Source organism: Pseudosporangium ferrugineum (genome assembly GCF_003002065.1).
In the GTDB taxonomy this organism is placed as follows: Bacteria; Actinomycetota; Actinomycetes; order Mycobacteriales; family Micromonosporaceae; genus Actinoplanes; species Actinoplanes ferrugineus_A.
Window position 1 is genome coordinate 247,293 of record NZ_PVZG01000004.1, and the last position, 22,660, is coordinate 269,952.

The window sequence follows — 22,660 nt, forward strand, 5'->3', positions numbered from 1 at the left end:
GGCATGCACGACCTGATCACCGAGATGGTGGCCGAGAACGCCCGGCGGCACCCGGAACGTCCGGCCGTCCTGCAGGACGGGGACGGCCTCAGCTACGGCGAGCTGGCCGAGCGCGCGGCCCGCACGGCCCACCTGCTGAACGCCGAGGGGATCGGCGCGGGGGACGTGGTCGCCCTGCTCTGCGATCCGGGCGTCGACCTGGTCGCCGGGGCGCTGGCCGTGCTGTGGAGCGGCGCGGCCTACCTTCCGCTCGATCCCGCCGACCCGGCGGAGCGCACGGCGGGCATCCTGGCCGAGGCCGGGGCGGCCGCCGTGCTGTGCGGCGGTCACCACCGCAGCGGTGCGCCCGGCGTACGGGCGATCGTGCTCGACCGGCTCGACCTCTCCGCGCAGCCGGCGCACCGGCCGGAGCACCGCCCCCGCCCCGGCGATCTGGCCTATGTCGTCTACACGTCGGGAACCACGGGACGCCCGAAGGGGGTCATGGTCGAACACCGGGCGCTGGCGAATTTCGTACGGTGGAACCGCGAGGCCTTCGCCCTGACCGCCGGCGACCGCACCACCCTGCTCGCCTCCCCGGGCTTCGACGCCGCGGTGTGGGAGCTGTGGCCGACGCTGGCGGCCGGCGGTTCCCTGCACACGCCGCCGCGGGAGCTGAGGCGCAACCCGGGCGAGCTGGTGGCGTGGCTCGCCGACCACGCGATCACGGTGTGCCTGCTCACCACGCCGCTGGCCGAGCTGGTCGTCGACGCGGTGTGGCCGCCGGACGCGCCGCTGCGGGTGCTGCAGACCGGCGGCGACCGGCTGCGGGTACGCCCGCCGGCCGGCCTCCCGTTCGCGCTGGTCAACAACTACGGCCCGACGGAGAACACGGTGGTGGCCACGTCCGGCGCGGTGCCGCCCGGCGACCCGGCGGTGCTGCCGGCGATCGGTGTGCCGGTGGCGGGCGTACGGATCGAGATCCTCGACGACGAGCTGCGTCCCGTGGCCCCCGGCGAGGTCGGCGAGCTGTACCTGGGCGGCGCCGCCCTGGCCCGCGGCTACCTCGGACGCCCGGACCTGACCGCCGACCGGTTCGTGCCGGATCCCCGGCCCGCGCTTCCCGGCGACCGGCTCTACCGCACCGGCGACCTGGGCCGGTGGCTGCCCGACGGCTCCATCGACTTCGCCGGGCGCAACGACGACCAGGTGAAGGTGCGCGGCCACCGGATCGAACCGGCCGAGGTGGCCGCCGCGCTGCGCGAGCACCCGGACGTCGCCACCGCCCACGTGCAGGCCTTCCACCACGACGGGACCGGCGACGGGCACCTCGTCGGCTACGTGGTGCCGCGGGAGGCACGCAAGCTGCCCGCCACCCGTGACCTGCGCGAGCACCTGTCGGCCCGGCTGCCCGCGGCCCTGGTGCCGGCCGCGTTCATCATCCTCGACGCCCTGCCCTGGGACCGCAACGGCAAGGTCGACCGGGCGGCGCTGCCGGCGCCGGACCTGCGCCGCCTGGCCACCGGGCCGGCCGTGACGCCGCCGCGGTCGCCGCTGGAGCGCACGATCGCGACCGCCTGGGCGGAGGTCCTCAACGTCTCCGGCGTCGGCCTGGAGGACGACTTCTTCCAGCTCGGCGGGCACTCCCTGGTGGCGACGCAGATCGTCACCCGGCTCCGGGAGGCGCTGGGCACGGAGATCCCGATCGGTACGCTGCTCGCCACGCCCACGCTGGGCGCCTTCGCCGCCGCCGTCCAGGAGCTGCGCGAGTCCGGTGGGGCGGCGCGCGGGTTGCCGGCCATCGTCGCGGGCTCCGGCCCCGCCGACTCCCCCCTTTCCCTGCCGCAGCAACAGGTCTGGTTCCACAGCAAGCTGGCGCCGGACAGCCGGGCGTACCACGCCCAGGTGAGCCTGCGCGTCGTCGGGCCGCTCGACCTCGACGTCCTGGAGCGGGCCCTGACCGAGATCATCCGGCGCCACGAGAGCCTGCGGACCACGTACGTCGAACGGGACGGGCAGCCGCTGCAGTCGGTACGCCCGCCGGTGCCGGCCCGGCTCGATCGGGTCGACCTGTCCGCGACGCCGGAGGCGGACCGCGCCGCGCGCCTCGACGAGGTCATCCAGGCGGCCCTGGCCGACCCGTTCGACCTGCGCGAACCGCCCCTGGCCCGGTGGACCGCCGTACGGCTCGGCGCTGAGGAGCACGAGCTGATCCTGGTGGAACACCACCTGGTGCACGACGGCTGGTCGTTCTCGGTGCTGATGGCCGAGCTCGAGGCACTGTACAACGCCTTCTCGGCCGGCGACGCGTCCCCGCTCCCGCCGCTGCCGGTGCAGTACCGCGACTACGTGGCCTGGCAACGGGACCTGCTCGACTCGCCCGAGATCACCCGGCAGCTGGAGTACTGGAAGGAGCGGCTGCGGGACGCGCCCACGGAACTGCATCTGCCCACCGACCGCCCCCGGCCGCCGGTGCAGACCTTCCGCGGCGACGTCGTACGCCTCCAGCTGTCGGCCGGCCTCCCCGCCCGGATCAGGGCGCTCGGCCGGCGCTACAACGTGACGTCGTACATGGTGATGTACGCGGCGTTCACGGCCCTGCTGCACCGCTACAGCGGGGACACCGACATCTGCGTCGCGTCCGGGTTCGCCAACCGGCGGCTGGGCGAGAGCGAGCCGCTGATCGGCATGCTGGTGAACCCGGTCGTGCTGCGTACCCGGGTCGACGGCGCCATGCCGTTCCGGGAGCTGCTGGCCGCCGCCAAGGACGCGGTTCTCGGCGCGGCGGCGCACCAGGAGTGCCCGTTCCCGGTGGTCGTGGAGACGATGGCCGTGCGCCGCGACCCCTCGCGCAACCCGCTCGCGCAGGTCATGTTCAGCGCGCACGACTCCGCCGTCCGCAACCCGGAGCTCTGCACCGCCACCAGCACCGTGTACGAGCGCAGCAACGGCTCGGCCAAGATGGACATCAACGTCATCGTGATGCCCCGGGCCAAGAACACCCTCGGCGACCGGCAGCACACCGACGACCGCGTCACCCTGCTGTGGGAGTACAACAGCGACCTGTTCGACGCCGAGACCATGCGGCGGGTGTCCGGCGCGTACCTGCGGCTGCTGGCGGCGGCGGCCGAGGAGCCGACGCGGCGGGTCGGGCAGCTGCCGGTCCTGGACGCCGCCGAGCAGCGGCAACTGCTGGTGGAGCGCAACCGCCAGGAGGCCGCGGCGGTCCCGCTCGGCACCGGACCGGTGCACGAGGCGGTCGCCCGGTGGGCGGCGGAGCGGCCGGACCTGCTCGCCGTGTCCGACGGCAAGGAGGCGCTCACGTACGCCGAACTCGACGAGCGGGCCGCCCGGCTGGCCGTACGCCTCACCGCCGCGGGCGTGGGCCCGGAGACCATCGTCGGCGTCTGCCTGCCCCGCAGCGCGGACCTGGTGGTGTCCGAGCTGGCCGTGCTGAAGGCCGGCGGCGCCTTCCTGTCGATGGACGAGGACAACCCGCGGGACCGGATCGCGTACATCCTGGACGAGTCGCGCGCGGGGCTGCTGATCACCACGGCGGAGCTGCGCGACCGGCTGGGGGTGAGCACGCCCGTCCTGGTGCCCGGCGACGGGCCGGACCCGGTGGCGGCCGCGGATCCGGTGCCGGTCACGCCCGGCACGCTCGCCTACGTCATCTACACCTCGGGATCCACCGGCCGGCCCAAGGGCGTGATGATCCAGCACCACGCGCTGGCGAACCTGGCCGCCTGGCACCTGCGGGAGACCGGTCTGCGGCCGGGCGACCGCGGCACGGTGGTGGCGTCGCCGGGGTTCGACTTCTCGGTGTGGGAGATCTGGCCCGCCCTGGTGGCCGGTGCCACGCTGTGCGTACCGGACCGGGCCGTGCTGGTGTCCCCGCCGGACCTGCGGCGCTGGCTGGACGACGAGCGGATCACGGTCTGCCTGCTGCCCACGCCGCTGGCCGAGGCGTTGCTGAACCAGTGGGAGCCGGGCTCGCTGGGCGCCCTGCGGGTCCTGCACGCCGCGGGCGACCGGCTCAACGTCCGCCCGCCCGCCGGCGCCGGGTTCACCCTGCACAACTCGTACGGGCCGACGGAGAACACCGCCATCTCCACCAGCGGGCCGGTCGTCGCCCGGGTGGAGCCGCCCGCGCTGCCCGACATCGGCCGGCCGATCTCCGGCACGTCCGCGTACCTGCTGGACGCCGAGCTCAATCCGGTGCCCGCCGGCGCGACCGGTGAGGTCTATCTCGGCGGCGCCGGGCTGGCCCGCGGCTACGCCCGCCGTCCCGACCTGACCGCCGACCGGTTCGTCCCGGACCCGTTCAGCGGTCGCGCGGGGGCCCGCCTGTACCGCACCGGCGACCTTGCCCGCTACCGGGCGGACGGCACGCTGGACTTCCTCGGCCGGGCCGACCGGCAGGTGAAGATCCTCGGGTACCGCATCGAACCGGCCGAGGCGGCCGCGGCCCTGCGGACCCATCCCGCGGTCCTCGACAGCTACGTGCTGGGCCGGTCCGCGAACGCCGACGGGTCGCCGGAGCTCGTCGCGTACCTCGTGGTCCGCGACGGCCATCCGGCGCCGGCGGAGCAGGAGATCCGCGATCATCTCCGGACGGTCCTCCCGGAGTACCTGATCCCGACGCACTTCGTCGTCCTGGACGCGCTGCCGCTGACCCGCAACGGCAAGGTCGACGTCGCGGCGCTGCCGGCGGCGGACGCCGGAGCGGCCGGGCCGCTGGGGCCGGAGGGCGAGCTCGAGCGCACGCTCGCCGGGATCTGGGCGGAGGTGCTGGGCCGCGACGGGATCGGCCGCAACGACAACTTCTACGTGCTCGGCGGCAACTCGCTGCAGCTGGTGCAGGCCCACCACCGGATGACCAGCCGGCTGCGGGTCGAGTTCCCGCTGGTCGAGCTGTTCGAACGACCCACCATTCACGAGCTTGCCGGATACCTCGAAGGGCTGGCCCCCGCCGGATCGGCGTGAGCGGACGGCCGGCAGCGATCGCAACGACAGGAGGAGCCCCATGTTCGAGGACGACGACGACCGGGAGTACCGGGTGGTCCGCAACGACGAGGAGCAGTACTCGATCTGGCCCGTCACGCACGACCTGCCGCCCGGCTGGCAGGAGGCCGGCCCGCGCGGCGACAAGGCCGCCTGCCTGCGGCACATCGGCGAGGTGTGGACCGACCTGCGTCCGCTCAGTGCGCGTAGCGGTGCCTGAGCGCCGATGACGACCACCGGAGTTCCGACGTTCCTGGTGCTGGGCGCCGGGGTGATGGGCACCGGCATCGCCGGCCTGGCGCTGCTGCACGGCGCCGGCGTGGTGCTGGCCGACATCGACGAGGCGGCGCTGGCCCGGGCGCGGGCCGGCACGGCCGACGCCGCCCGGATGGCCCGCCTGGTCGGCGCCGCCCCCGCCGACCTGTCCCCCGGCACGCTGAGCACCACCACAGAGGCGGCAGCGGCCGTCCGGACGCGACCGCCGACGGTGGTGATCGAGGCGGTCACCGAGGATCCGGCCCGCAAGGCCGCCGTCCTCAAGGACATCGCCGCCGCGGTGCCGCCCGGCACCCCGCTGATCTCGAACACCTCGTCGATCCCGGTCGACGAGCTGGCCGGCGGCGTGCCGCGCCCCGGCGACCTGCTGGGCGTGCACTTCATGAACCCGGCGTACCTGATCCCGACGGTGGAGCTGATCAAGGGCCCGCGCACCTCCCCGGAGGCGGTCGCGGGGGCGATGGCCGCGCTGACGGCCCTGCGGCGCACGGCGATCGTGGTCCGCGACGCGCCGGGCTTCGTCACCAGCCGCCTGCTGCACCCGATGATCAACGACGCGGCGCGGGTGGTGCAGGAGGGCACCGCGTCGGTGCAGGACGTCGACACCCTGATGCAGAGCTGCCTCGGGCACCGGACGGGCCCGCTGCGCACCGCCGACCTGATCGGCATCGACAACCTGGTCGACTCGCTGCTGGTGCTGCACGCCCGCACCGGCGACGAGCGGTGCCGCCCGTGCGACCTGCTGCAGGAGATGGCCCGCGACGGCCGCCACGGACGCAAGAGCGGCCGGGGCTTCTACGAGTACACGAAGGTGGGCTGATGACTACCAGCACCGAGAACGGCCGGGTGGAGAAGGACCTGGCGGTGTTCCTGCGCGAGCGCACCGGCTCGGACTGGGCCGCCGACAGCGACCTGTTCGCCGAGGGCGGCCTGTCCTCACTGTTCGCCATGGAACTGGTCGTGCACCTGGAGAACACCTTCGGCATCACGATCTCTGGGGCGGACCTGCAACTGGCGAACTTCCGGACGATCGCGGCGATGGCCGGCCTCGTGGCGCGGCTGCGGGAACCGGCCGGTGACTGACCACGCCGCGCTGGTCACCGAGGTGACCGGCGATCGGGCGGAGGACTGGGACCGGTCCGGGAGCATCCCGGTCGAGCTGCTCCGCGAGCTGGGCAAGAGCGGCACGCTGTGCGCGCAGGTGTCCGGCGAGTACGGCGGCGCGGGCCTGGACAGCCGGGCGAACGGCGAGCTGACCGCCCACGCCGGCAGCCTGTGCAGCTCGCTGCGCAGCGTGATGACCTCGCAGGGGATGGCCGCCTGGACCGTGCAGCGGCTGGGCGGCGCCGGGCAGCGGGCGGCCGTGCTGCCGGCGCTGACCACCGGCTCGCTCGCCGCGGTGGGCTTCAGCGAACCGCAGGCCGGCAGCGACCTCTCCGCGATGACCACGGAGATCCGCGAGGACGGCGACGCGGTGGTGGTGACCGGGCGCAAGAAGTGGGTCACCGCCGCCGCGTACGCGGACCTGCTCGTGGTGTTCGGCCGCTACGGCACCGGCGGCGGCGCCGTGGTGGTGCCCCGCGACGCCCCGGGCGTCACCGTCTCGCCGATCACCGACGCGCTCGGCTGCCGCGCGGCGGGCCACGCCGACGTCATGCTCGACGCGGTCCGGCTGCCCCGCGAGAGCCTGCTGGAGTCCGCCGGGGCGCCGCTGTCGCTGCTGGCCACCGTGGCCCTGACCTACGGCCGGATGTCGGTGGCGTGGGGGTGCGTCGGCATCCTCGACGCCTGCGTCGCCGAGGCGGTGCGGCACGCGGCCGGCCGGTCCCAGTTCGGCCGGCCGCTGGCCGAGCACCAGCTGGTCGCCGGCCACCTCGCCGACCTGTACGTCGCCGCGCAGATCGCCCGCCGCGGCTGCGAGCACGCGAGCGGGTGCTGGGACGAGGGTGCCAGCGACCTGGCGACCGCGGCCGTGCTCGCCAAGCACGTCAGCGCGACGCAGGCGGCGGCCGGGGCGCGGACGGCGGTGCAGGTCCTGGGATCGGCCGGGGCCCGCGACGGCGGCCCGGTCGCTCGCGCGTACCGGGACGTGAAGCTGATGGAGATCATCGAGGGCAGCAACGAGCTGAGCCGGCTGGTGCTCGCGGAGAACCTCGTGCGCCGCGCCCCGAGGGAAGGCCGCGCCCCGAGAGAAGGAGGAACCCGATGAGCGAGGCCAAGACCGTCAAGTGCGTGGTCTGGGATCTCGACCACACGCTGTGGCAGGGCACCCTGCTGGAGGGCGACGACCTGAGCATCACCGACGAGATGCGCGCCGTCATCCGGGGGCTCGACGAGCGCGGCATCCTGCAGTCGGTGGCCAGCAAGAACGACCACGATCTCGCCTGGGAACGGCTGGAGAGCCTGGGCCTCGCCGAATACTTCCTGCTCCCCCGCATCGGCTGGGGCGCGAAGTCTGCGGCGGTCGAGGAGATCGCCGCGGAGCTGAAGTTCGCGCTCGACACCATCGCCTTCGTCGACGACCAGCCGGTCGAACGCGCGGAGGTCGCTTTCACGCTGCCGCAGGTGCGCTGCTACCCGGCCGAGCAGGCACTGTCCCTTCTGGACCTGCCCGAGTTCACCCCGGCGCGGGTGACGGTGGACGCCCGGCGCCGGCGGCAGATGTACCAGGCCGGGTTCAGCCGGGACGCGGCGCGCGCGGCGCACCGGGGGCCGGACGCGGAGTTCCTGCGCTCGCTGGGGCTGCGCATGACGATCGCGCGGGCCGACGAGGAGAGCCTCGGCCGGCTCGAGGAACTCACCCTGCGCACCAGCCAGATGAACGCGACCGGGGTGCACTACTCCGAGGACGCGCTGCTCGGCCTGCTCGGCGACCCGGCGCACGAGGTGCTGGCGGTGACCATGGCCGACCGGTTCGGCGACCACGGCGCGGTCGGCATCGTCCTGGTGGCCCGGGCGGCCGGGGTCTGGCACCTCAAGCTGCTGGCGACCTCGTGCCGGGTGGTGACGTGGGGCGCCGGCTCGACGGTGCTGAGCTGGCTCAGCGACCAGGCGGCGCGCGCCGGCGTCCACCTCGTGGCGGACTTCCGGCGTACGGACCGGAACCGAATGATGGAGGTCGCCTACCGCTTCGCCGGGTTCACCGCCGATCCGTGCGCCTGCCTGGCGGCGCTCCCGGCGACCGGCGAGTTCGAGCGGCTGCACCTGGTGCCGGCCCCGCAGCCGCCGTCGCCGACGGTGACCGTGGAGGCGGTCGAGCTCGACCGGCCGGCCGTGCTCGACCGCTGATCAGGCCGTCCGCTTGCGGACCAGGGTGATGCCGTCGGCCATCGGCAGCATCGCCAGGTCGACCCGCTCGTCGGTGTGCAGGGCCTTGTTCAGCTCGCGGATCGCCACGGTGTCCGGGTCGTCGGCGGCGGGGTCGACGACCCGGCCGAAGAGCAGGGTGTTGTCGATGACCAGCAGCCCGCCCGGCCGCACGAGCGGCAGCGACCGCTCGTAGTAGTCGCGGTAGCCGGCCTTGTCGGCGTCCACGAAGACCAGGTCGAAGCCGCCGGGCCCGAACGCCGGGTCGTCGAGCAACCCGGCCAGCACGCCGGTGGCCGGGCCCACCCGCACCTCGATCCGGTCGCCGACGCCGGCCCGCTCCCAGTACGGCCGCCCGATCGCCGGCCACCGCCCGGTGATGTCGCAGGTGACGACCTGGCCGCCCGGCGGCAGTCCACGGGCGAGGCAGAGCGTGCTGTAACCGGTGTAGGTGCCGATCTCCAGCACCGACGACGCACCGGTCGCGGCGACCAGCAGGGAAAGGAGCTGTCCCTCCTCCGGGGAAACGGGGAACGTCTGCCCGCCCGGCAATTTGGCGCTCTCCTCCCGCAGCTCGCGGAGCACGTCGTCCTCGCGCCGGGAAACCGATCCGACGTAGTCCAGCAATTCCTCGGAAAATCGCAGCTGGGATGCCATGCGGCCACCCTATTCCGGCACCTGTGCGGCGTAGGGGGTGGAAGACCCGCAAGTGCACGGAATCCGTCCCTCGCGGCCATTCGAGCGGTTTGCCGGCCCGGCCGGGTCACCGTTCTGGGTAATTTCGGCTCACGCACTTCCGCGGTGCGTTCACATCCTTGAGGGGTTATCCGTCATGGCTGGTCAGCTCGATTCCGCTCTCTCCTCGGCCGAGCAACGGCTGTGGTTCCAGTGGCAGCTGCGGCCCGGCGGCAGCGAGTACAACACGCCGATGGCGTACCGGCTGACCGGCCGCCTGGACGTGCCGGCGCTGCGGCGCGCGGTGGACCGGCTGGCCGCCCGCCACGACGTCCTGCGCACCCGTTTCCCCGCGATCGACGGCGTCACGCGGCACGTCGAGGAGCCGGGCCCGGTGCCGTGGACCGTCACCGATCTGCGGACGGAGGCCGCCGGCGAGCGCGAGCGCCGGCTGGCCGACGCCCTGCGCCGGTCGGTGAACCGCCCGTTCGATCTGGTCCACGGGCCGGTGTTCCGGGCGGAACTGTTCCAGGTGGACAGTGAACAGCACGTGCTGCTGCTGGTCTTCCACCACATCGCCGTCGACGGCTGGTCCCTGGACATCATCGCCCGGGATCTGCGCGCCGGGTACCTGTCGGCCGGAGATCCGTCGGCCGAGGACCATGCGGCCGAGGACCAGCCGGCCGGCCGGTACACCGACCACGTCGCGGCGGAGCGGGAGATGCTGGCCGGTCCGCGTCCGGGCGCCGCGGTCGGTTTCTGGCGTACGGAGCTGGCCGGCGCACCGGCGGGGCTGTCCCTGCCCGCGGACCGCCCGCCGCCACGCAACCCGGGCCCCGGCGCGGACGCCTACCCGTTCACGCTGCCCGCGAGCGTCCGCGACTCGGTGCGGGCGGTGATCGGCGCCCATCGGGTGACGCCGTTCCTGACCATGCTCACCGCGTGGGCGGTCGCGCTGGCGACGACGACGGGGACGGACGACGTGGTGATCGGCATCCCGGCCACCGGACGGACCAGCATGGACGCCGAGCGCACGGTCGGGCTGTTCGTCAACATGCTGCCGCTGCGGGTCCGCGTGGACCGCCGCGAGACCTTCGCCGGGCTGCTGCGGCAGGTGCGGGAGTCGTTCCTGGCCGCGTACGAGTACGAGGACTTCCCGTTCCAGCGCCTCGTGGAGGAGCTCGCCCCGCCGCGCACCGGTAACCGGCATCCGTTGTTCCAGGCGGTCTTCAGCTACCAGGACCGCCGTCCCGACGAGTTCGCCCTGCCCGGGCTGACCACCGAGCGGCTGTCCTTCCCCACCGAGACCGCCAAGTACGAGATCACGCTGGACGCCGAGTGGGGCCCGGACCACGCCGCCGGGTCGATCGGCTACCAGTCGGAGGTCGTCGACGCCGGCGTCGCGACGCTGCTGGCCGGCCGCTTCACGCAGGTCCTGGCGGCGGGGACCGCCGAACCGGACCGGCCGCTCGACGAGCTGCCGCTGGTGCCGGCCGGCGAGACGGAGACGCTGCTCGGCCTGGACGGCGGGCCGGTGGTCGCGACCGAGCCGGTGCACCTTTCGGTACGCCGGCACGCGAAGCAACGCCCGGACACGGCGGCGGTCCGCGACGGCGACCGTACGCTCACCTACGCGCAGCTGGACGCGGCCGCGACGCGGCTGGCCGGCGACCTGGCCGAGGCCGGCGTGCCCGACGACGCCGTGGTGGCCGTGTGCCTGCCGCGCAGCCCCGACCTGGTCACCGCGGCTCTCGGCGTGCTGTACGCCGGCGCGGCCTACCTGCCGCTCGATCCCGCGCACCCGGTCCGCCGCCGCGCCGCGGTCCTCGAGGGAGCCGGCCCGGTGGCCGCCGTCATCACCGACGCGGAGCACGCCGGCGACTTCCCCGGCCGTACGGTCGTCATGGTGCCGCCGGACGGCGACGCCCGGAGCCCCGGCGGACCGGCCCCGCGCGTCGGGGACCGCGCCTACCTCATCTTCACCTCGGGCTCGACCGGCCGCCCGAAGGGTGTGGTGGCCGGCCACGCGTCCCTGGCGAACCTGGCCGCCTGGTACCGCTCCCTCGCGGGCCTGGGTCCCGGGGAAACCGCCTCGCTGGTGGCCGCGCCGGGCTTCGACGCGTCCGCGCTGGAGCTGTGGGGCGCCCTGGCCGCCGGTGCCACGCTCGACATCCCCGACCGGGAGACCGTGCTGTCCCCCGCCGGCCTGCGGGACTGGCTGGTGCACCGGCGCATCGCCCTGGCCTGCCTGCCCACCCCGCTGGCCGAGCGGGTCCTGGATCTGCCGTGGCCCGGGGAGGTCACGCTGCGCGCGTTGCTGGCCGGCGGCGACCGGCTGCGCCACCCGGCCCCGCCCGGCCTGCCGTTCCGGTTCATCAACGGCTACGGCCCGACCGAGAGCACCGTCGCGGCCACCTGCGCGACCGTCGAACCCGGCGACGACCGGGCGCCGGCGATCGGCCGGCCCATCCCGGGGGTACGCGCCGTCGTGCTCGACCGCGACCTGCGGCTCACCCCGGCCGGTCTGGTCGGCGAGCTGTACCTGGGCGGCCCGGCGCTCGCGCTCGGCTACGCGGGCGGCACGGGCGCCACCGCCGACCGGTTCGTGCCCGATCCGTACGGCCCGCCCGGCGCGCGCCTGTACCGGACCGGCGACCTGGTCCGCCTGCGTACCGACCGGATGCTGCACTTCGTCGGCCGCTCCGACACGCAGCTGAAGGTGCGCGGCTTCCGCATCGAGCCGGCCGAGATCGAGACCGCGCTGCGCGGGCGTCCGGGCGTGGCGGACGCGGTCGTGAGCGTCGAGCCGGGCGCCACCGGCGAGGGCGTGCTCACCGCGTACCTGGTGCCGGACGGCGGCGCGGTGCCCGAGCCCGCGAACCTGCGGCGGCATCTGGCCGAGGTGGTGCCGCAGTACATGGTCCCGGCGCGCTACCTCACCGTGCCGCGGTGGCCGCTGACCCCGAACGGCAAGCTCGACCGTACGGCGCTGAGCCGCGAAGCCCGCGAACTGAGCGACCACCGGCCGGGGCGGACCGGCCCGCAGAGCCCGCTGGAACGGATGGTGGCGCGGGTCTGGGCGCAGGTGCTGGGGCACGACGCCATCACCGCGGACGACAACTTCTTCGACCTCGGCGGCCACTCCCTGCAGCTGATGACGGTCCGCGACCGGCTGTCCGAGCAGCTGAGCCGGCCGCTGCCGATCGTCGCCCTGTACGAACACCCGACCGTGCGCGCCCTGGCCCGTCACCTCGACGCGGCCGCGCCCCGCACCGAACCGGACCGCGCCGTGGTGCGGGAGTCGCAGGCCGGCCTGCTCCGGCTGGCCTCCCTGCGCACGGCCCGCGGCGGAAGGAGCTCACGATGAACGACCCGACGGTGCACCCGGCGAGCCTCGCGATCGTCGGCATGGCCTGCCGGTTCCCCGGCGCCGACACCCCGGAGAAGTTCTGGGCGAACATCGAGGCGGGCGTCGATTCCGTACGCCCGTTCACCGACGAGGAACTCGACCGGTGGTCCGGCGGCGCCGAGCGGCCGGCCGACCCGCGGTACGTCAACCGGCACGGCGTGGTCGACGGGGTGGGCGACTTCGACGCCGGCTTCTTCGGATACACGAGCCGCGACGCCACGATGCTGAACCCCGAGCAGCGCCTCTTCCTCGAATGCTCCTGGGAGGCGCTGGAGCGGGCCGGCTACGACCCGGCGAACGTGCCGGGAGTCGTCGGGGTCTACGGCGGCGCGGCCCGCAACGGCTACGGGAACATCGTCCGCGAGCACCGGTTCGCCGGCGCCGACGAGTTCGCGGTCAACCTCGCCAACGATCCCGAGCACCTCTGCTCGCGGGTGGCGTACAAGCTCGGGCTGACCGGGCCCGCGGTGGCGGTCATGTCGGTCTGCTCGACCTCGCTGGTCGCTGTGCACGAGGCGGGCCTGGCGCTGCTGGCGGGCGACTGCGACACGGCGCTGGCCGGCGGGGTCAGCATCCAGCTGCCGCGGCGCGGGTACTGGTTCCAGGAGAACGGGGTGATGTCGCCGGAGGGGCGGTGCCGGGCGTTCGACGCCGGCGCCGCGGGCATCGTCGCCGGCGACGGCGCGGGCGTGGTGGTGCTGCGCCGGCTGGCGGACGCGCTCGACGACGGCGACCCGGTGCTCGCGGTCGTGCGCGGCAGCGCGGTGAACAACGACGGCCGGCGGCGGCCCGGGTTCACCGCGCCGAGTGTGCAGGGCCAGAGCGAGGTCGTCCGCGCGGCGCACGCGGTCGCGGGGGTCAGCCCGGCGTCCATCGGCTACGTCGAGGCGCACGGCACGGGCACCCCGGTCGGCGACCCGATCGAGATCTCCGCGCTGACCGACGCGTTCGGCGCCGCGGACCTGCCGCCGGGCAGCATCCCGATCGGCTCGGTGAAGACCAACATCGGCCACACCGACACCGCGGCGGGAGCCGCCAGCCTGATCAAGACGGTGATGATGCTGCGGCACCGCCGGATCGCGCCGAGCCTGGGCTTCGACGCGCCGAATCCGGAGATCGACTTCGCCGCCACGCCGTTCGCGGTGGCGACGCAGAGCCGCCCCTGGGAGTCGCCCGGCCGGCCGCGGCGGGCCGGGGTGAGCTCGTTCGGCATCGGCGGCGTGAACGCGCACGCGGTGCTCGAGGAGGCGCCGGAGCGGCCCGGACGCGGGCCGGTATCGACGCGGCCCGAGCTGTTCGTGCTCTCCGCCCGCACACCCGAGGCCCTGACCACGATGGCCGGAAACCTGCTCGACCACCTGAGCCGCCACCCCGGCGAGCGACCGGACGAGGTGGCCCGGACCCTGCAGACCGGCCGGCACGCGTTCGGCTACCGGGGGCATCTGGTGTGGCCGCCGGCCCCCGGGACGCAGCCGCGGTTCCACCGCTCGCCGGCGCCCGCCGGCGACCCGACCGTCGCGTTCCTGCTGCCCGGGCAGGGTTCGCTGCGGCCCGGCATGACGCGCCAGCTGTACGACGAGGTGCCCGGCTTCCGCGCGGTGCTGGACGAGTGCTGCGAGCTGTTCCGCCCGGTCCTCGGCGCCGACCTGCGCGAGCTGCTCTATTCCGCCGATCCCGGCGCCGCCGGGGAGGCTCTGGAACGCATCGAGTACGCCCAGCCGGCCCTCTTCGCCATCGACTACGCCATCGCCCGCACCTGGACGGACCAGGGCGTCGTACCCGGGGCGATGATCGGTCACAGCCTCGGCGAGCTGGTGGCGGCGTGCCTGGCCGGCGTCCTGACGCTGCCCGACGCGGTCGCGACGATCGGCCTGCGCGCCGCCGTGCTCGCCGGGATGCCGCCCGGGGCGATGCTGGCGGTGTCGCTGCCCGACGAGCGGGTGCGCGAGCTGGTCGACGGCGAGACCCTCGGCCTCGCCGCGATCAACGGCCCCCAGCAGTGCGTGGTGGCCGGCACTCCGGAGCGCGTGGCCGAGCTGGCCGCGCGGTTGCGGGAGCAGGGGGTGCACAGCCGTCCGGTGGCGGCCGGCGGCGCGTACCACACCCCGCTGATGGACCCGGCGGTGGACAAGTTCCGCGGCCACCTGGCAGCCGTCACGCTGCGGCCGCCGTCCATCCCGTACGTGTCCACCATCTCCGGTGACTGGATCACCGACGCGCAGGCCACCGACCCGGACTTCTGGGCGCGGCAGCTGAGCAGCCCGGTGCTGTTCGAGCCGGCGCTGCGCACGTTGCTCGCCACGACCGCGGACGGCGTCCTGCTGGAGACCGGCCCGGGTCAGGCGCTCAGCTCGATGGCCACCCTGCGGCCGAAGGAGTCCCGGCGCCGCGCCCTGCCCTCGCTGGGCGATGTCACCAAGGCCGGCGACGAGGTCGGGGCGCTGCTGAACACGGCCGGGCAGCTGTGGCAGGCCGGCGTGCCGGTCGACTGGCGGCGCCGGCACCCGGAGCAGCCGGTTCCCCGGGTGACGCTGCCGACGTACCCGTTCCAACGGCAGACCCACCTGGTGTTCCCGCCGCACGAACCGGCCGCGGCACCGCGTCGCGACGCGGCACCGGAGCCGCCGGCGGCGGCACCGGGACCGGTACGGCAGCGGATCCTCCTGATGTTCCAGCAGATCCTCGGTTGCGACGAGCAGCTCGACGACCCGCACTTCTTCGAGCAGGGTGGCGACTCGCTGACCGCGATGCAGCTGACCACCCTGCTCGACGAGGCGTTCGGGGTGGCACCGCCGCTGGAGACGGTGTTCGACGCGCCGACGGTGAGCGAGCTGTCCGCGATCGTCGAGCGGCTCACCGCACGCCCGGAGCCGGCATGACGGCCGGCGGCGCCCGGCTGCGGCCGGCCTCCCAGGCGCAGCGCCGGCTGTGGTTCCTCGACGAGCTCGCTCCGGGGAACACGGCGTACACGGTGTCGCTGCCGTTGCGGCTGCGCGGCCGGCTGGACGAGGACGCGCTGCGGCGGGCCCTGAGCGGTACGGTCGCCCGGCACGAGACGCTGCGTACCACCTTCCACCTCGTCGAGGGCGAGCTGTGCCAGCGGGTGGAGCCGGCGCAGCCGTTCGACCTGACGGTGCGCGACCTCACCGCGGTGCCGCGGGCCGGGCGGGACGCGGCGGCGGTCGCGCTCGCCGACGAGCAGACGGGCCGGCCCTTCCGGCTGGACCGGGGGCCGCTGCTGCGGGTGGTGCTCGGCCGCTTCGACGACGAGGACCACGTCCTGTGCCTGCTGTGCCACCACATCGTCTGCGACGGGCAGTCGATGGGCATCCTGTTCGCCGAGCTGTCGGCGCGCTACCGGGGCGACGCCGCGTCCCTTCCCCCGCTGCCGATCCAGTTCGGCGATCACGCCGAGGCGGAACGCGAGCGGCTGGACGGCACGAGCCTGCGCAAGTCGCTGAAGCGCTGGCGTGACGTGCTCGACGGCGCGCCGGAGCTGCTGGAGCTGCCGTCGAGCCGCAGCCGCCCGGCGGTGCAGGGCTACGCGGCGGACTCGGTGGCGTCGCCGATCGACGCGCGGGTGTGGGCCGGCGTGCAGCGGGTCGCGCGGGAGCATCGCGTCAGCGGCTACATGGCGCTGCTGGCGGCGTACGCGGCCCTGCTGTCCCGGCTGACCGGGAGCGACGACCTGGTGATCGGCTCGCCCAGCGCGGGCCGCGGGCGGCGCGAGCTCGAGCCGCTGATCGGCATGTTCGTCAACACCCTGCCCCTGCGCATCGACCTGCGCGGGACCCCGAGCTATGCGGACCTGCTGCGCCGGGTACGGCGGACGACGCTGGACGCCCTCGCCGATCAGCACGTCCCGCTCGAGATGATCATCAACGAGCTGCAGCCGAGCCGGGCCACCAGCTACGACCCCCTGTTCCAGACGACGTTCGCGCTGGAACCCCCGCTGCCGCGGCCGGCGTTCGCCGGTGTGGAGGTCGAGGTGGTGGCCGCCGGACAGCCGGACACGTACACCGACCTACGGCTGGACGTACGCGCCGAGGGCGACGCGGCGGTCGCCTCGTTCCGCTACCGCACCGAGCTCTTCGACCGCGAGGACGTACGCCGCCTGGCCGGGCAGTACCAGCGCGTCCTCGCGGCGGTCGTCGCCGACCCGGGCCTCACCGTGGACGACCTGGAACTGCTCGACCCGGAGGAACGCAGGATCACGCTGCACGAGTGGAGCCGCTCGGCGCCGGCGTCCGCCTGGGAGCAGCCCGTCCACGAAGGGATCCGGGGGCAGGCGGCCCGCGACCCGGCGGCCCCGGCCCTGGTGGACGGGGACGCGACGCTGACCTACGGCGACCTGGTCCGCCGGGCGGACCGGCTGTCGCGGGTCCTGGTGGCACACGGCGCCGGACGCGACGAACCGGTCGCGCTGTGCCTGCCCCGCGGGGCCGAGCTCGTGGTGGCCGTCCTCGGCGTCCTCGGCGCCGGCGCGGCCTTCATGCCGCTGGCGACCGACGACCCGCCGAACCGGCTGAGCGACATGGTCCGGCACGCGGGCGCGACGCTGGTGCTGACCGGCGACGAGCACGCCGCGACCTTCCGCGAGTGCGGTGCCACCGTCGTCCGGACGGACGCGGAGGATCCCGGCCCGTCGGTGCCGGCGCTGCCCGGCGTCGCCGCCGGCGATCTCGCGTACGTCCTGCACACCTCCGGCTCGACCGGCACCCCGAAGCCCGTGGCCGTGCCGCACGGGGGCCTGGCCAACCGGATCGCCCACCTGCGGCGCAGCCAGGAGCTGGTGCCCGGCGACCGGGCGCTGTACAAGACGCCGTACACGTTCGACGTGTCGGTGGAGGAGCTCCTGCTGCCGCTGAGCGACGGCGCGACGGTGGTGGTGGCCCGGCCCGGCGGCCACCGCGACCCCGCCTACCTCGCGGACCTGATCGAGCGCACCGGCGTGACCACGGTCAACTTCGTCCCGCCGCTGCTGGAGGCGTTCCTGGCCGAGCCGGGCGCGCGGCGGTGCCGGAGCCTGCGCCGGATCCTCTGCAACGGTCAGGCGCTGACCGCCGACCTCCGCGACACCTGCCTGCGGGTGCTCCCGGGGGCGCGGCTGTTCAACTTCTACGGCCCCACCGAGGCGTCCATCGCGGTCACCGAATGGGAGTGCCGTCCCGGCGACCGGGCCATCCCGGTGCCGATCGGGCGGCCGATGCCCGGCGCCGAGACGTACGTCCTGGACGCGCGCCTGCGGCCGGTGCCGGCGGGCTCCCCCGGTGAGCTGTTCCTGGGTGGCGAGCCGCTGGCCCGCGGTTACCTGGGCCGGCCGGAGCTGACCGCCGACCGGTTCGTGCCGCACCCCTTCGCCGCCGGCCGGCGCCTGTACCGCACCGGCGACGTGGTCCGGTGGCGCCGCGACGGGATCCTCGAGTATCTCGGCCGCAACGACCGCCAGCTCAAGGTGCGTGGCATCCGGGTCGAGCCGGACGAGGTCGCGAGCGTCCTGCGCCGTCACCCGGGCGTCCGCGAGGCGGTGGTCACGGTGGGAACGGCGGGGCTGGTCGCGTACGTGGTGTCGGACGAGCCGGCGGCCTCCGTCCTGGAGCACGCCCGCGCGTGGCTGCCCCGCCACCTGGTCCCGGCGGGGATCGCCGCGGTGCCGGCCATCCCGCTGACCGCGAGCGGCAAGACGGACTTCGGCGCCCTCCCGGAGGTGCTGCCGGAGGGACGGGGTGAGGCGCGCGCCCCGCGGAACCCGGCCGAGCGCACGCTGATCGAGATCTGGCGGTCGCTGCTCAGCACCGGCGAACTCGGCATCGAGGAAGACGTCTTCACCCTCGGCGCCGACTCGCTCACGAGCATCCGGGTCGTGCAGCGCGCCCGGGCGGCCGGCCTCGACCTGTCCGTCGAGGACGTCTTCCGCGGTCCCAGCGTCGCCGAGCAGGCCGCCGCCGCGTTGCGCCGGGCGGCGGGTCCGGAAGGGAGAGAGGCGTGAGCAGAGCGTTCCGGTTCGGTGCGGTCCTGACCGGTGGCGACGACCGGGCCCGGTGGCAGGAACAGTGCCGCCGGGTGGAGGGGCTGGGCTACGACACGATCGCGGTGTCCGATCACTTCCGGGGCAACGCGCCCCTTCCGGCGCTGATGGCGGCGGCGGAGGTGACCGAGCGGGTGCGGCTGGGCACGTACGTGCTGAACACGGCGCTGCATCCGCCCGCCCTGCTGGCCCGCGAGGTCCTGACCGTGCATCGGATGACCGGCGGCCGGGTGGAGGCGGGGCTCGGCGCCGGATACGACGACGCGGACTTCCAGCGGGCGGGCGTGCCCCGGCCGACGTTCGCCGCCCGGGTCGCCGGGCTCGCCGAGACCGCCGCCGGGCTCGGACGCCTTCCCGGGCGGCCCGCCGTCCTCGTGGGCGGCGGCGGCAGCCGGGTGCTGAGCGTCGCCGCCGAGCACGGCGACATCGTGGCGTTCAGCGGCGCGGCACCCCATCCTCCGGGCGCGCCGGCGCGGCAGCCGCTGCTGGCACCGGCGCAGCTGGCCGAGCGGGTACGGCTGGTCGCCGGGGCCGGGGAGCGCGCCGCCGGCCTCGAACGCAACCTGATGGTGCACAAGGTGCTGATCACCTCCGACCGCCGGACCGCGGCGGAGGCCCTGCACCGGCGGTTCCCCTTCCTGTCGATCGACGACCTGCTCGACCTGCCGACGGTGCTGGTCGGCACCGCCGGGCAGATCGCCGACTCGCTGATCGGGTACCGGGAGCGCTACGGATTCTCGTACTTCAGCGTGCCGGAACCGTTCGTCTCGGTGTTCGCCCCGGTGGTGGAGCTTCTGGAGGGACGATGACCGTGCCTAGATCGCTCCCGCCCGCAGCGCGTACGAGACGGCGTGCGCGCGGTTGCGCAGGTTCAGCCGGGAGGTCAGATCCTGGATGATCTTCTTGATCGTCCGTTCCGAGTAGTGCAGCCGCTCCGCGACCTCGCCGGTGTCCTGGCCGTCCGCCAGCAGCCTCAGCACCTCCGCCTCGCGCACCGTGAGGCCGCCGGGCAGCAGGCCGAACTCGGAGCGCATCAGGGCATGGTTGGCCCGCGCCCCGTCGATCAGCCAGCGCGTGACGTGGTCGGAGAGGATCGACCGGCCGCGCGAGCTGGCGAGCACGGCCTGCGCGATCGTCCGCGGGGTGATGGCGTGGCGGGGCAGGATGCTCACCACCCCGCAGGCGATCGCCCGGGCCAGCTGGTGCTCCCGGATCGGCCCGGTGACCAGCACCATGCACTGGGCCGGGTTGTCGGAACCGTCCGCCACCGCGGACATCTCGGCCAGCACCTCCTCGGTGAGGGTGCGGGCCAGCACCAGGATCACGTCGCTGTCCCGCGGATCGGCCAGGGACGTACCGGTCTCCGGTGTCGATCCGACATGGTCCCGGACCGCGGCGGCGAGCCGGGCGTCGGCATCGTTGTCCGAGGTGAGCACCGACAGGGTGACCACCCGCCGGGTCTCGGCGCCGGCCACCTCGGGCCGGACGGTGTCGTAGCGGGTCATGGACATGCCGGCTCCTCGGTTTCGGCCGGGGAACGCGGGACGTCCCGCCGGCATCGGGCCGCCCGGTCCGGGGACGGGCGGACGAATTTCGCATGGATCACGCGCTTCACCTCAACGTCGCTCCCTCGCAAAAGCGAATGGTCCATACATCGATATCGGCAGTGTCGGTGATCTATGGCTCACCTCCACTTCGGACGACGGCGGCACCAAGGTGCCGCAACATTGCCCGAAGGTGCCTGAGCCGGGGATGCCGCCCGCCCGGGATGGAGACAATGGACCCGCCGGCCGGTGACCCTGGTCAGCCGGTCGGCGGAATTGCTTTCCTGCCGTCACAGGAGTGTTTCGCATTGACGCATCCGGGCCCTCGGCGCCGGGCAGGGAGGTTGCGGGATGTCCATCTCCAGTGTCCGCGACGCGCGTCGGTACGACAGCGGCGTCACCGTCGCGGGCGAGAACGAGTCCGCGGAACTGCCGCACGTGATGCTCCTCGATCGCGCCTTCCGGGTGGTCTCGGTCACCGGCGACGCCGATCTCCGCGCCCACGGCTGCGAGCCGGGCCGGCCGTCGCTCACCGAGTGGCTGCCGGCGGCGCAGCGGGCGCCGTTCACCCGCCGGCTCACCCGGCTGCGGCAGGGGCGGCTCCGCTCGCTGCACTACCGTGGCCCGCTGACCGTCCCGGGCCGGGCCGAGGCCGTCGTGAGCCTGGACGCGCACCTGATCCGGCCCGTCGTCGCGGACGCCTGGATCGTGGTCGTGGTCAGCCGCCGGGAGAACGGACCGGACGAGACGTTCACCATGCCCGTCCTCACCGCCCGCGTGCTGGAGGGCATCGCCGCGGGTCTGTCCACCGCGGACATCGGCGCCGAGCTGCACCTGACGGTCCGGGGCGTCGAGTATCACGTGAGCAGCCTGCTGCGCAGGACGTCCAGCACCAACCGGGCCGGATTGGTCGGACGCGCCCACGCCCTGGGGATCCTCCTGCCCGGAAGCTGGCCACCGCGGGTGGATCCGGCCCTGGTGCGGTGACGGGAACGGGTCCGTGGTCATCGGGGCTCAGTCACGGCTCGACTCCGGGACACGCTCGGCCGGAAGGTCGCGCATCCGCCGCAGCGGCGACAGCGACAGCGGCACCAGCGCGGTGAGCAGGCCGGCCGCGCCGACCGCCACCGCGGTGCGGGTGCCGAGGCCGCCGGCGACCACCGCGCCGGCGATGGCGCCGAGCGGCATGCAGCCCCAGACCACGAAGCGCAGCGTCGCGTTCATCCGGCCGAGCAGGTGGTCGGGGCAGATCCGCTGCCGCAGGCTGACCTGCGCGACGTTGTAGAGGACCCCGCGGAAGGAGAGCAGGGTCAGCCCCGCGGTGAAGCAGAGCGCGCCGGCGGTGCCCCGCCCCATCGGCAGCAGGACGGCCGCGGGCACGGTGCCGAGCATCGCCAGCCAGATGACGCGCACGTCGCCGGCGGCGCGGGCGAGGCGGCCGGCCAGCAGCGCGGCCACCAGACCACCGACGGCCATCGCGGACAGCACGACGCCGACCAGCCCCGGCGTGAGGCCGAGCTCGCGTACCAGGTAGACGGTCTGCACCGCGGCGAGCATCGCGCCGAAGAAGTTGGCGACGGCGGTGCAGAGCATGATCGGCCGCAGCAGCGGCTGGCGGACCACGAAGGAGAGCCCCTCGGCGATCTCCGCGCGCAGCGACCCCCGGCCGGCCGCCGGCGACGGCGTCTCGCTGAGCCGGATCCGCCGCAGCACCAGCGCGGAGAGCAGGTAGCCCACGGCGTTGAGGGCCAGCGCGGCGGACGCACCGAGCGCCTGGACGAGGCCGCCGCCGACGGCCGGGGTCGCGACCGCGGTGGTGCCCCGGACCGACTCCAGCGCGCCGTTGCCCGAGACGAGGTGCTCCCGCGCCAGCAGCCGGGGAAGCACGCTCTGGTGCGAGACGTCGAAGAAGACGGTGGCCACGCCGACCACGAACGAGACCAGGTAGAGCTGCGGCATGGTGAGCATGCCGGCCGCCGCGGCCAGGGGCACCGAGCCGATGGCCGCGGCGCGCACGAGGTCGCTGCGGACGAGCACCGGCATCCGCCGGACCCGGTCGAGCCAGGCCCCGGCGGGCAGGCCGATGAGCAGGAACGCCGCGGTCTCCGTGGCGGTCAGCAGCCCGGCCTCGAACGCCGAGGCCCGCAGCTCGACGACGGCGGCGAGCGGCAGGGCGACCAGCGACAGCTGGGCCGCGGCCTGCCCGGCGACGGCGCCCACGAGCAGCCGGCGGAAGCCGGGGTGGTGACGCAGAGGGCCAGCGGCCATGGTGGAGGGCCCCCTTCGGTCGGTGCGGCCTCCCTGAAGACTTCCCGGGGGACCGCCGGGCGAAAAGGACGCAAACCCGTAAGTTGACAAACGCCCCCGCGACCGGGTGGCAAGGTTACTGAAAATATTATTTACCGTACGCCCGGAAGCCGGTTCGGTGGGTATCCACAG

General features: G+C 74.5%; 14 protein-coding genes. 11 read left to right on the plus strand and 3 right to left on the minus strand.

Translation table 11 applies throughout. The features are described from left to right. The first annotated feature begins 3 nt into the window (after positions 1 to 3). From CLV70_RS10810 to CLV70_RS10835, 6 genes are read left to right on the plus strand one after another with little or no spacing between them, the layout of a single operon-like run. The gene (locus CLV70_RS10810; RefSeq protein WP_106126282.1) at positions 4 to 4,965 is read left to right on the plus strand and encodes a non-ribosomal peptide synthetase; all 4,962 of its coding nucleotides are present in this window, start codon (positions 4 to 6) and stop codon (positions 4,963 to 4,965) included. A gap of 40 nt (positions 4,966 to 5,005) precedes the next feature. Further along, positions 5,006 to 5,203 carry an MbtH family protein gene (locus CLV70_RS10815; RefSeq protein ID WP_106126283.1) on the plus strand — a complete coding sequence of 66 codons (198 nt, stop codon included), beginning with the start codon at positions 5,006 to 5,008 and terminating at the stop codon, positions 5,201 to 5,203. 6 nt (positions 5,204 to 5,209) lie between these two features. Further along, positions 5,210 to 6,079, plus strand: coding sequence for a 3-hydroxyacyl-CoA dehydrogenase family protein (locus tag CLV70_RS10820; protein ID WP_106126284.1), 870 nt, complete (start codon positions 5,210 to 5,212; stop codon positions 6,077 to 6,079). Continuing rightward, complete coding sequence (locus tag CLV70_RS10825) at positions 6,079 to 6,342, plus strand: acyl carrier protein (protein WP_106126285.1); 264 nt, start codon at positions 6,079 to 6,081, stop codon at positions 6,340 to 6,342. Before CLV70_RS10820 ends, CLV70_RS10825 begins: the two co-directional genes overlap by 1 nt. Beyond that, positions 6,335 to 7,468, plus strand: a complete 1,134-nt coding sequence (locus CLV70_RS10830) for an acyl-CoA dehydrogenase family protein (RefSeq protein WP_106126286.1) — start codon at positions 6,335 to 6,337, stop codon at positions 7,466 to 7,468. Before CLV70_RS10825 ends, CLV70_RS10830 begins: the two co-directional genes overlap by 8 nt. After that, on the plus strand, positions 7,465 to 8,547 hold the full coding sequence (locus CLV70_RS10835) for an HAD-IIIC family phosphatase (RefSeq protein ID WP_106126287.1): 1,083 nt from the start codon (positions 7,465 to 7,467) through the stop codon (positions 8,545 to 8,547). The genes CLV70_RS10830 and CLV70_RS10835 overlap by 4 nt, the downstream gene beginning before the upstream one ends. Here the strand turns inward: CLV70_RS10835 and CLV70_RS10840 are convergent, their stop codons facing one another. Beyond that, complete coding sequence (locus CLV70_RS10840; RefSeq protein WP_106126288.1) at positions 8,548 to 9,222, minus strand: class I SAM-dependent methyltransferase; 675 nt, start codon at positions 9,220 to 9,222, stop codon at positions 8,548 to 8,550. Between the two features lie 175 nt (positions 9,223 to 9,397). Here CLV70_RS10840 and CLV70_RS10845 point away from each other — a divergent pair, with 175 nt between their 5' ends. The 4 genes from CLV70_RS10845 to CLV70_RS10860 are packed head-to-tail and all read left to right on the plus strand — an operon-like array spanning position 9,398 to position 19,486. Continuing rightward, entirely contained in the window at positions 9,398 to 12,607 is a 3,210-nt protein-coding gene (locus CLV70_RS10845; RefSeq protein ID WP_106126289.1) for a non-ribosomal peptide synthetase, read from the plus strand. Continuing rightward, positions 12,604 to 15,528 (plus strand): type I polyketide synthase, encoded by a 2,925-nt coding sequence (locus CLV70_RS10850; protein WP_106126290.1) that lies wholly within the window; start codon positions 12,604 to 12,606, stop codon positions 15,526 to 15,528. Before CLV70_RS10845 ends, CLV70_RS10850 begins: the two co-directional genes overlap by 4 nt. Then, complete coding sequence (locus CLV70_RS10855; RefSeq protein ID WP_106126291.1) at positions 15,525 to 18,638, plus strand: non-ribosomal peptide synthetase; 3,114 nt, start codon at positions 15,525 to 15,527, stop codon at positions 18,636 to 18,638. The genes CLV70_RS10850 and CLV70_RS10855 overlap by 4 nt, the downstream gene beginning before the upstream one ends. Next, positions 18,635 to 19,486, plus strand: coding sequence for a TIGR03621 family F420-dependent LLM class oxidoreductase (locus tag CLV70_RS10860; RefSeq protein WP_106126292.1), 852 nt, complete (start codon positions 18,635 to 18,637; stop codon positions 19,484 to 19,486). The genes CLV70_RS10855 and CLV70_RS10860 overlap by 4 nt, the downstream gene beginning before the upstream one ends. A gap of 6 nt (positions 19,487 to 19,492) precedes the next feature. On the opposite strand, the gene CLV70_RS10865 is transcribed toward CLV70_RS10860, so the two are convergent. Then, complete coding sequence (locus CLV70_RS10865) at positions 19,493 to 20,188, minus strand: response regulator transcription factor (RefSeq protein WP_158277746.1); 696 nt, start codon at positions 20,186 to 20,188, stop codon at positions 19,493 to 19,495. Positions 20,189 to 20,572: 384 nt separating this feature from the next. Here CLV70_RS10865 and CLV70_RS10870 point away from each other — a divergent pair, with 384 nt between their 5' ends. Further along, positions 20,573 to 21,208 (plus strand): helix-turn-helix transcriptional regulator, encoded by a 636-nt coding sequence (locus CLV70_RS10870; RefSeq protein ID WP_106126294.1) that lies wholly within the window; start codon positions 20,573 to 20,575, stop codon positions 21,206 to 21,208. Positions 21,209 to 21,235: 27 nt separating this feature from the next. Here CLV70_RS10870 and CLV70_RS10875 read toward each other — a convergent pair whose 3' ends face one another. Further along, on the minus strand, positions 21,236 to 22,489 hold the full coding sequence (locus CLV70_RS10875; RefSeq protein WP_106126295.1) for an MFS transporter: 1,254 nt from the start codon (positions 22,487 to 22,489) through the stop codon (positions 21,236 to 21,238). Positions 22,490 to 22,660: the final 171 nt, after the last annotated feature.

Excerpts from the sequence above, each read along its gene's own strand:
- CLV70_RS10810 (WP_106126282.1), top strand. The coding sequence starts at position 4 with ATGCACGACCTGATCACCGAGATGGTGGCCGAGAACGCCCGGCGGCAC.
- CLV70_RS10815 (WP_106126283.1), top strand. The coding sequence starts at position 5,006 with ATGTTCGAGGACGACGACGACCGGGAGTACCGGGTGGTCCGCAACGAC.
- CLV70_RS10820 (WP_106126284.1), top strand. The coding sequence starts at position 5,210 with ATGACGACCACCGGAGTTCCGACGTTCCTGGTGCTGGGCGCCGGGGTG.
- CLV70_RS10825 (WP_106126285.1), top strand. The coding sequence starts at position 6,079 with ATGACTACCAGCACCGAGAACGGCCGGGTGGAGAAGGACCTGGCGGTG.
- CLV70_RS10835 (WP_106126287.1), top strand. The coding sequence starts at position 7,465 with ATGAGCGAGGCCAAGACCGTCAAGTGCGTGGTCTGGGATCTCGACCAC.
- CLV70_RS10840 (WP_106126288.1), bottom strand. The coding sequence starts at position 9,222 with ATGGCATCCCAGCTGCGATTTTCCGAGGAATTGCTGGACTACGTCGGA.
- CLV70_RS10845 (WP_106126289.1), top strand. The coding sequence starts at position 9,398 with ATGGCTGGTCAGCTCGATTCCGCTCTCTCCTCGGCCGAGCAACGGCTG.
- CLV70_RS10850 (WP_106126290.1), top strand. The coding sequence starts at position 12,604 with ATGAACGACCCGACGGTGCACCCGGCGAGCCTCGCGATCGTCGGCATG.
- CLV70_RS10855 (WP_106126291.1), top strand. The coding sequence starts at position 15,525 with ATGACGGCCGGCGGCGCCCGGCTGCGGCCGGCCTCCCAGGCGCAGCGC.
- CLV70_RS10865 (WP_158277746.1), bottom strand. The coding sequence starts at position 20,188 with ATGTCCATGACCCGCTACGACACCGTCCGGCCCGAGGTGGCCGGCGCC.
- CLV70_RS10870 (WP_106126294.1), top strand. The coding sequence starts at position 20,573 with ATGTCCATCTCCAGTGTCCGCGACGCGCGTCGGTACGACAGCGGCGTC.
- CLV70_RS10875 (WP_106126295.1), bottom strand. The coding sequence starts at position 22,489 with ATGGCCGCTGGCCCTCTGCGTCACCACCCCGGCTTCCGCCGGCTGCTC.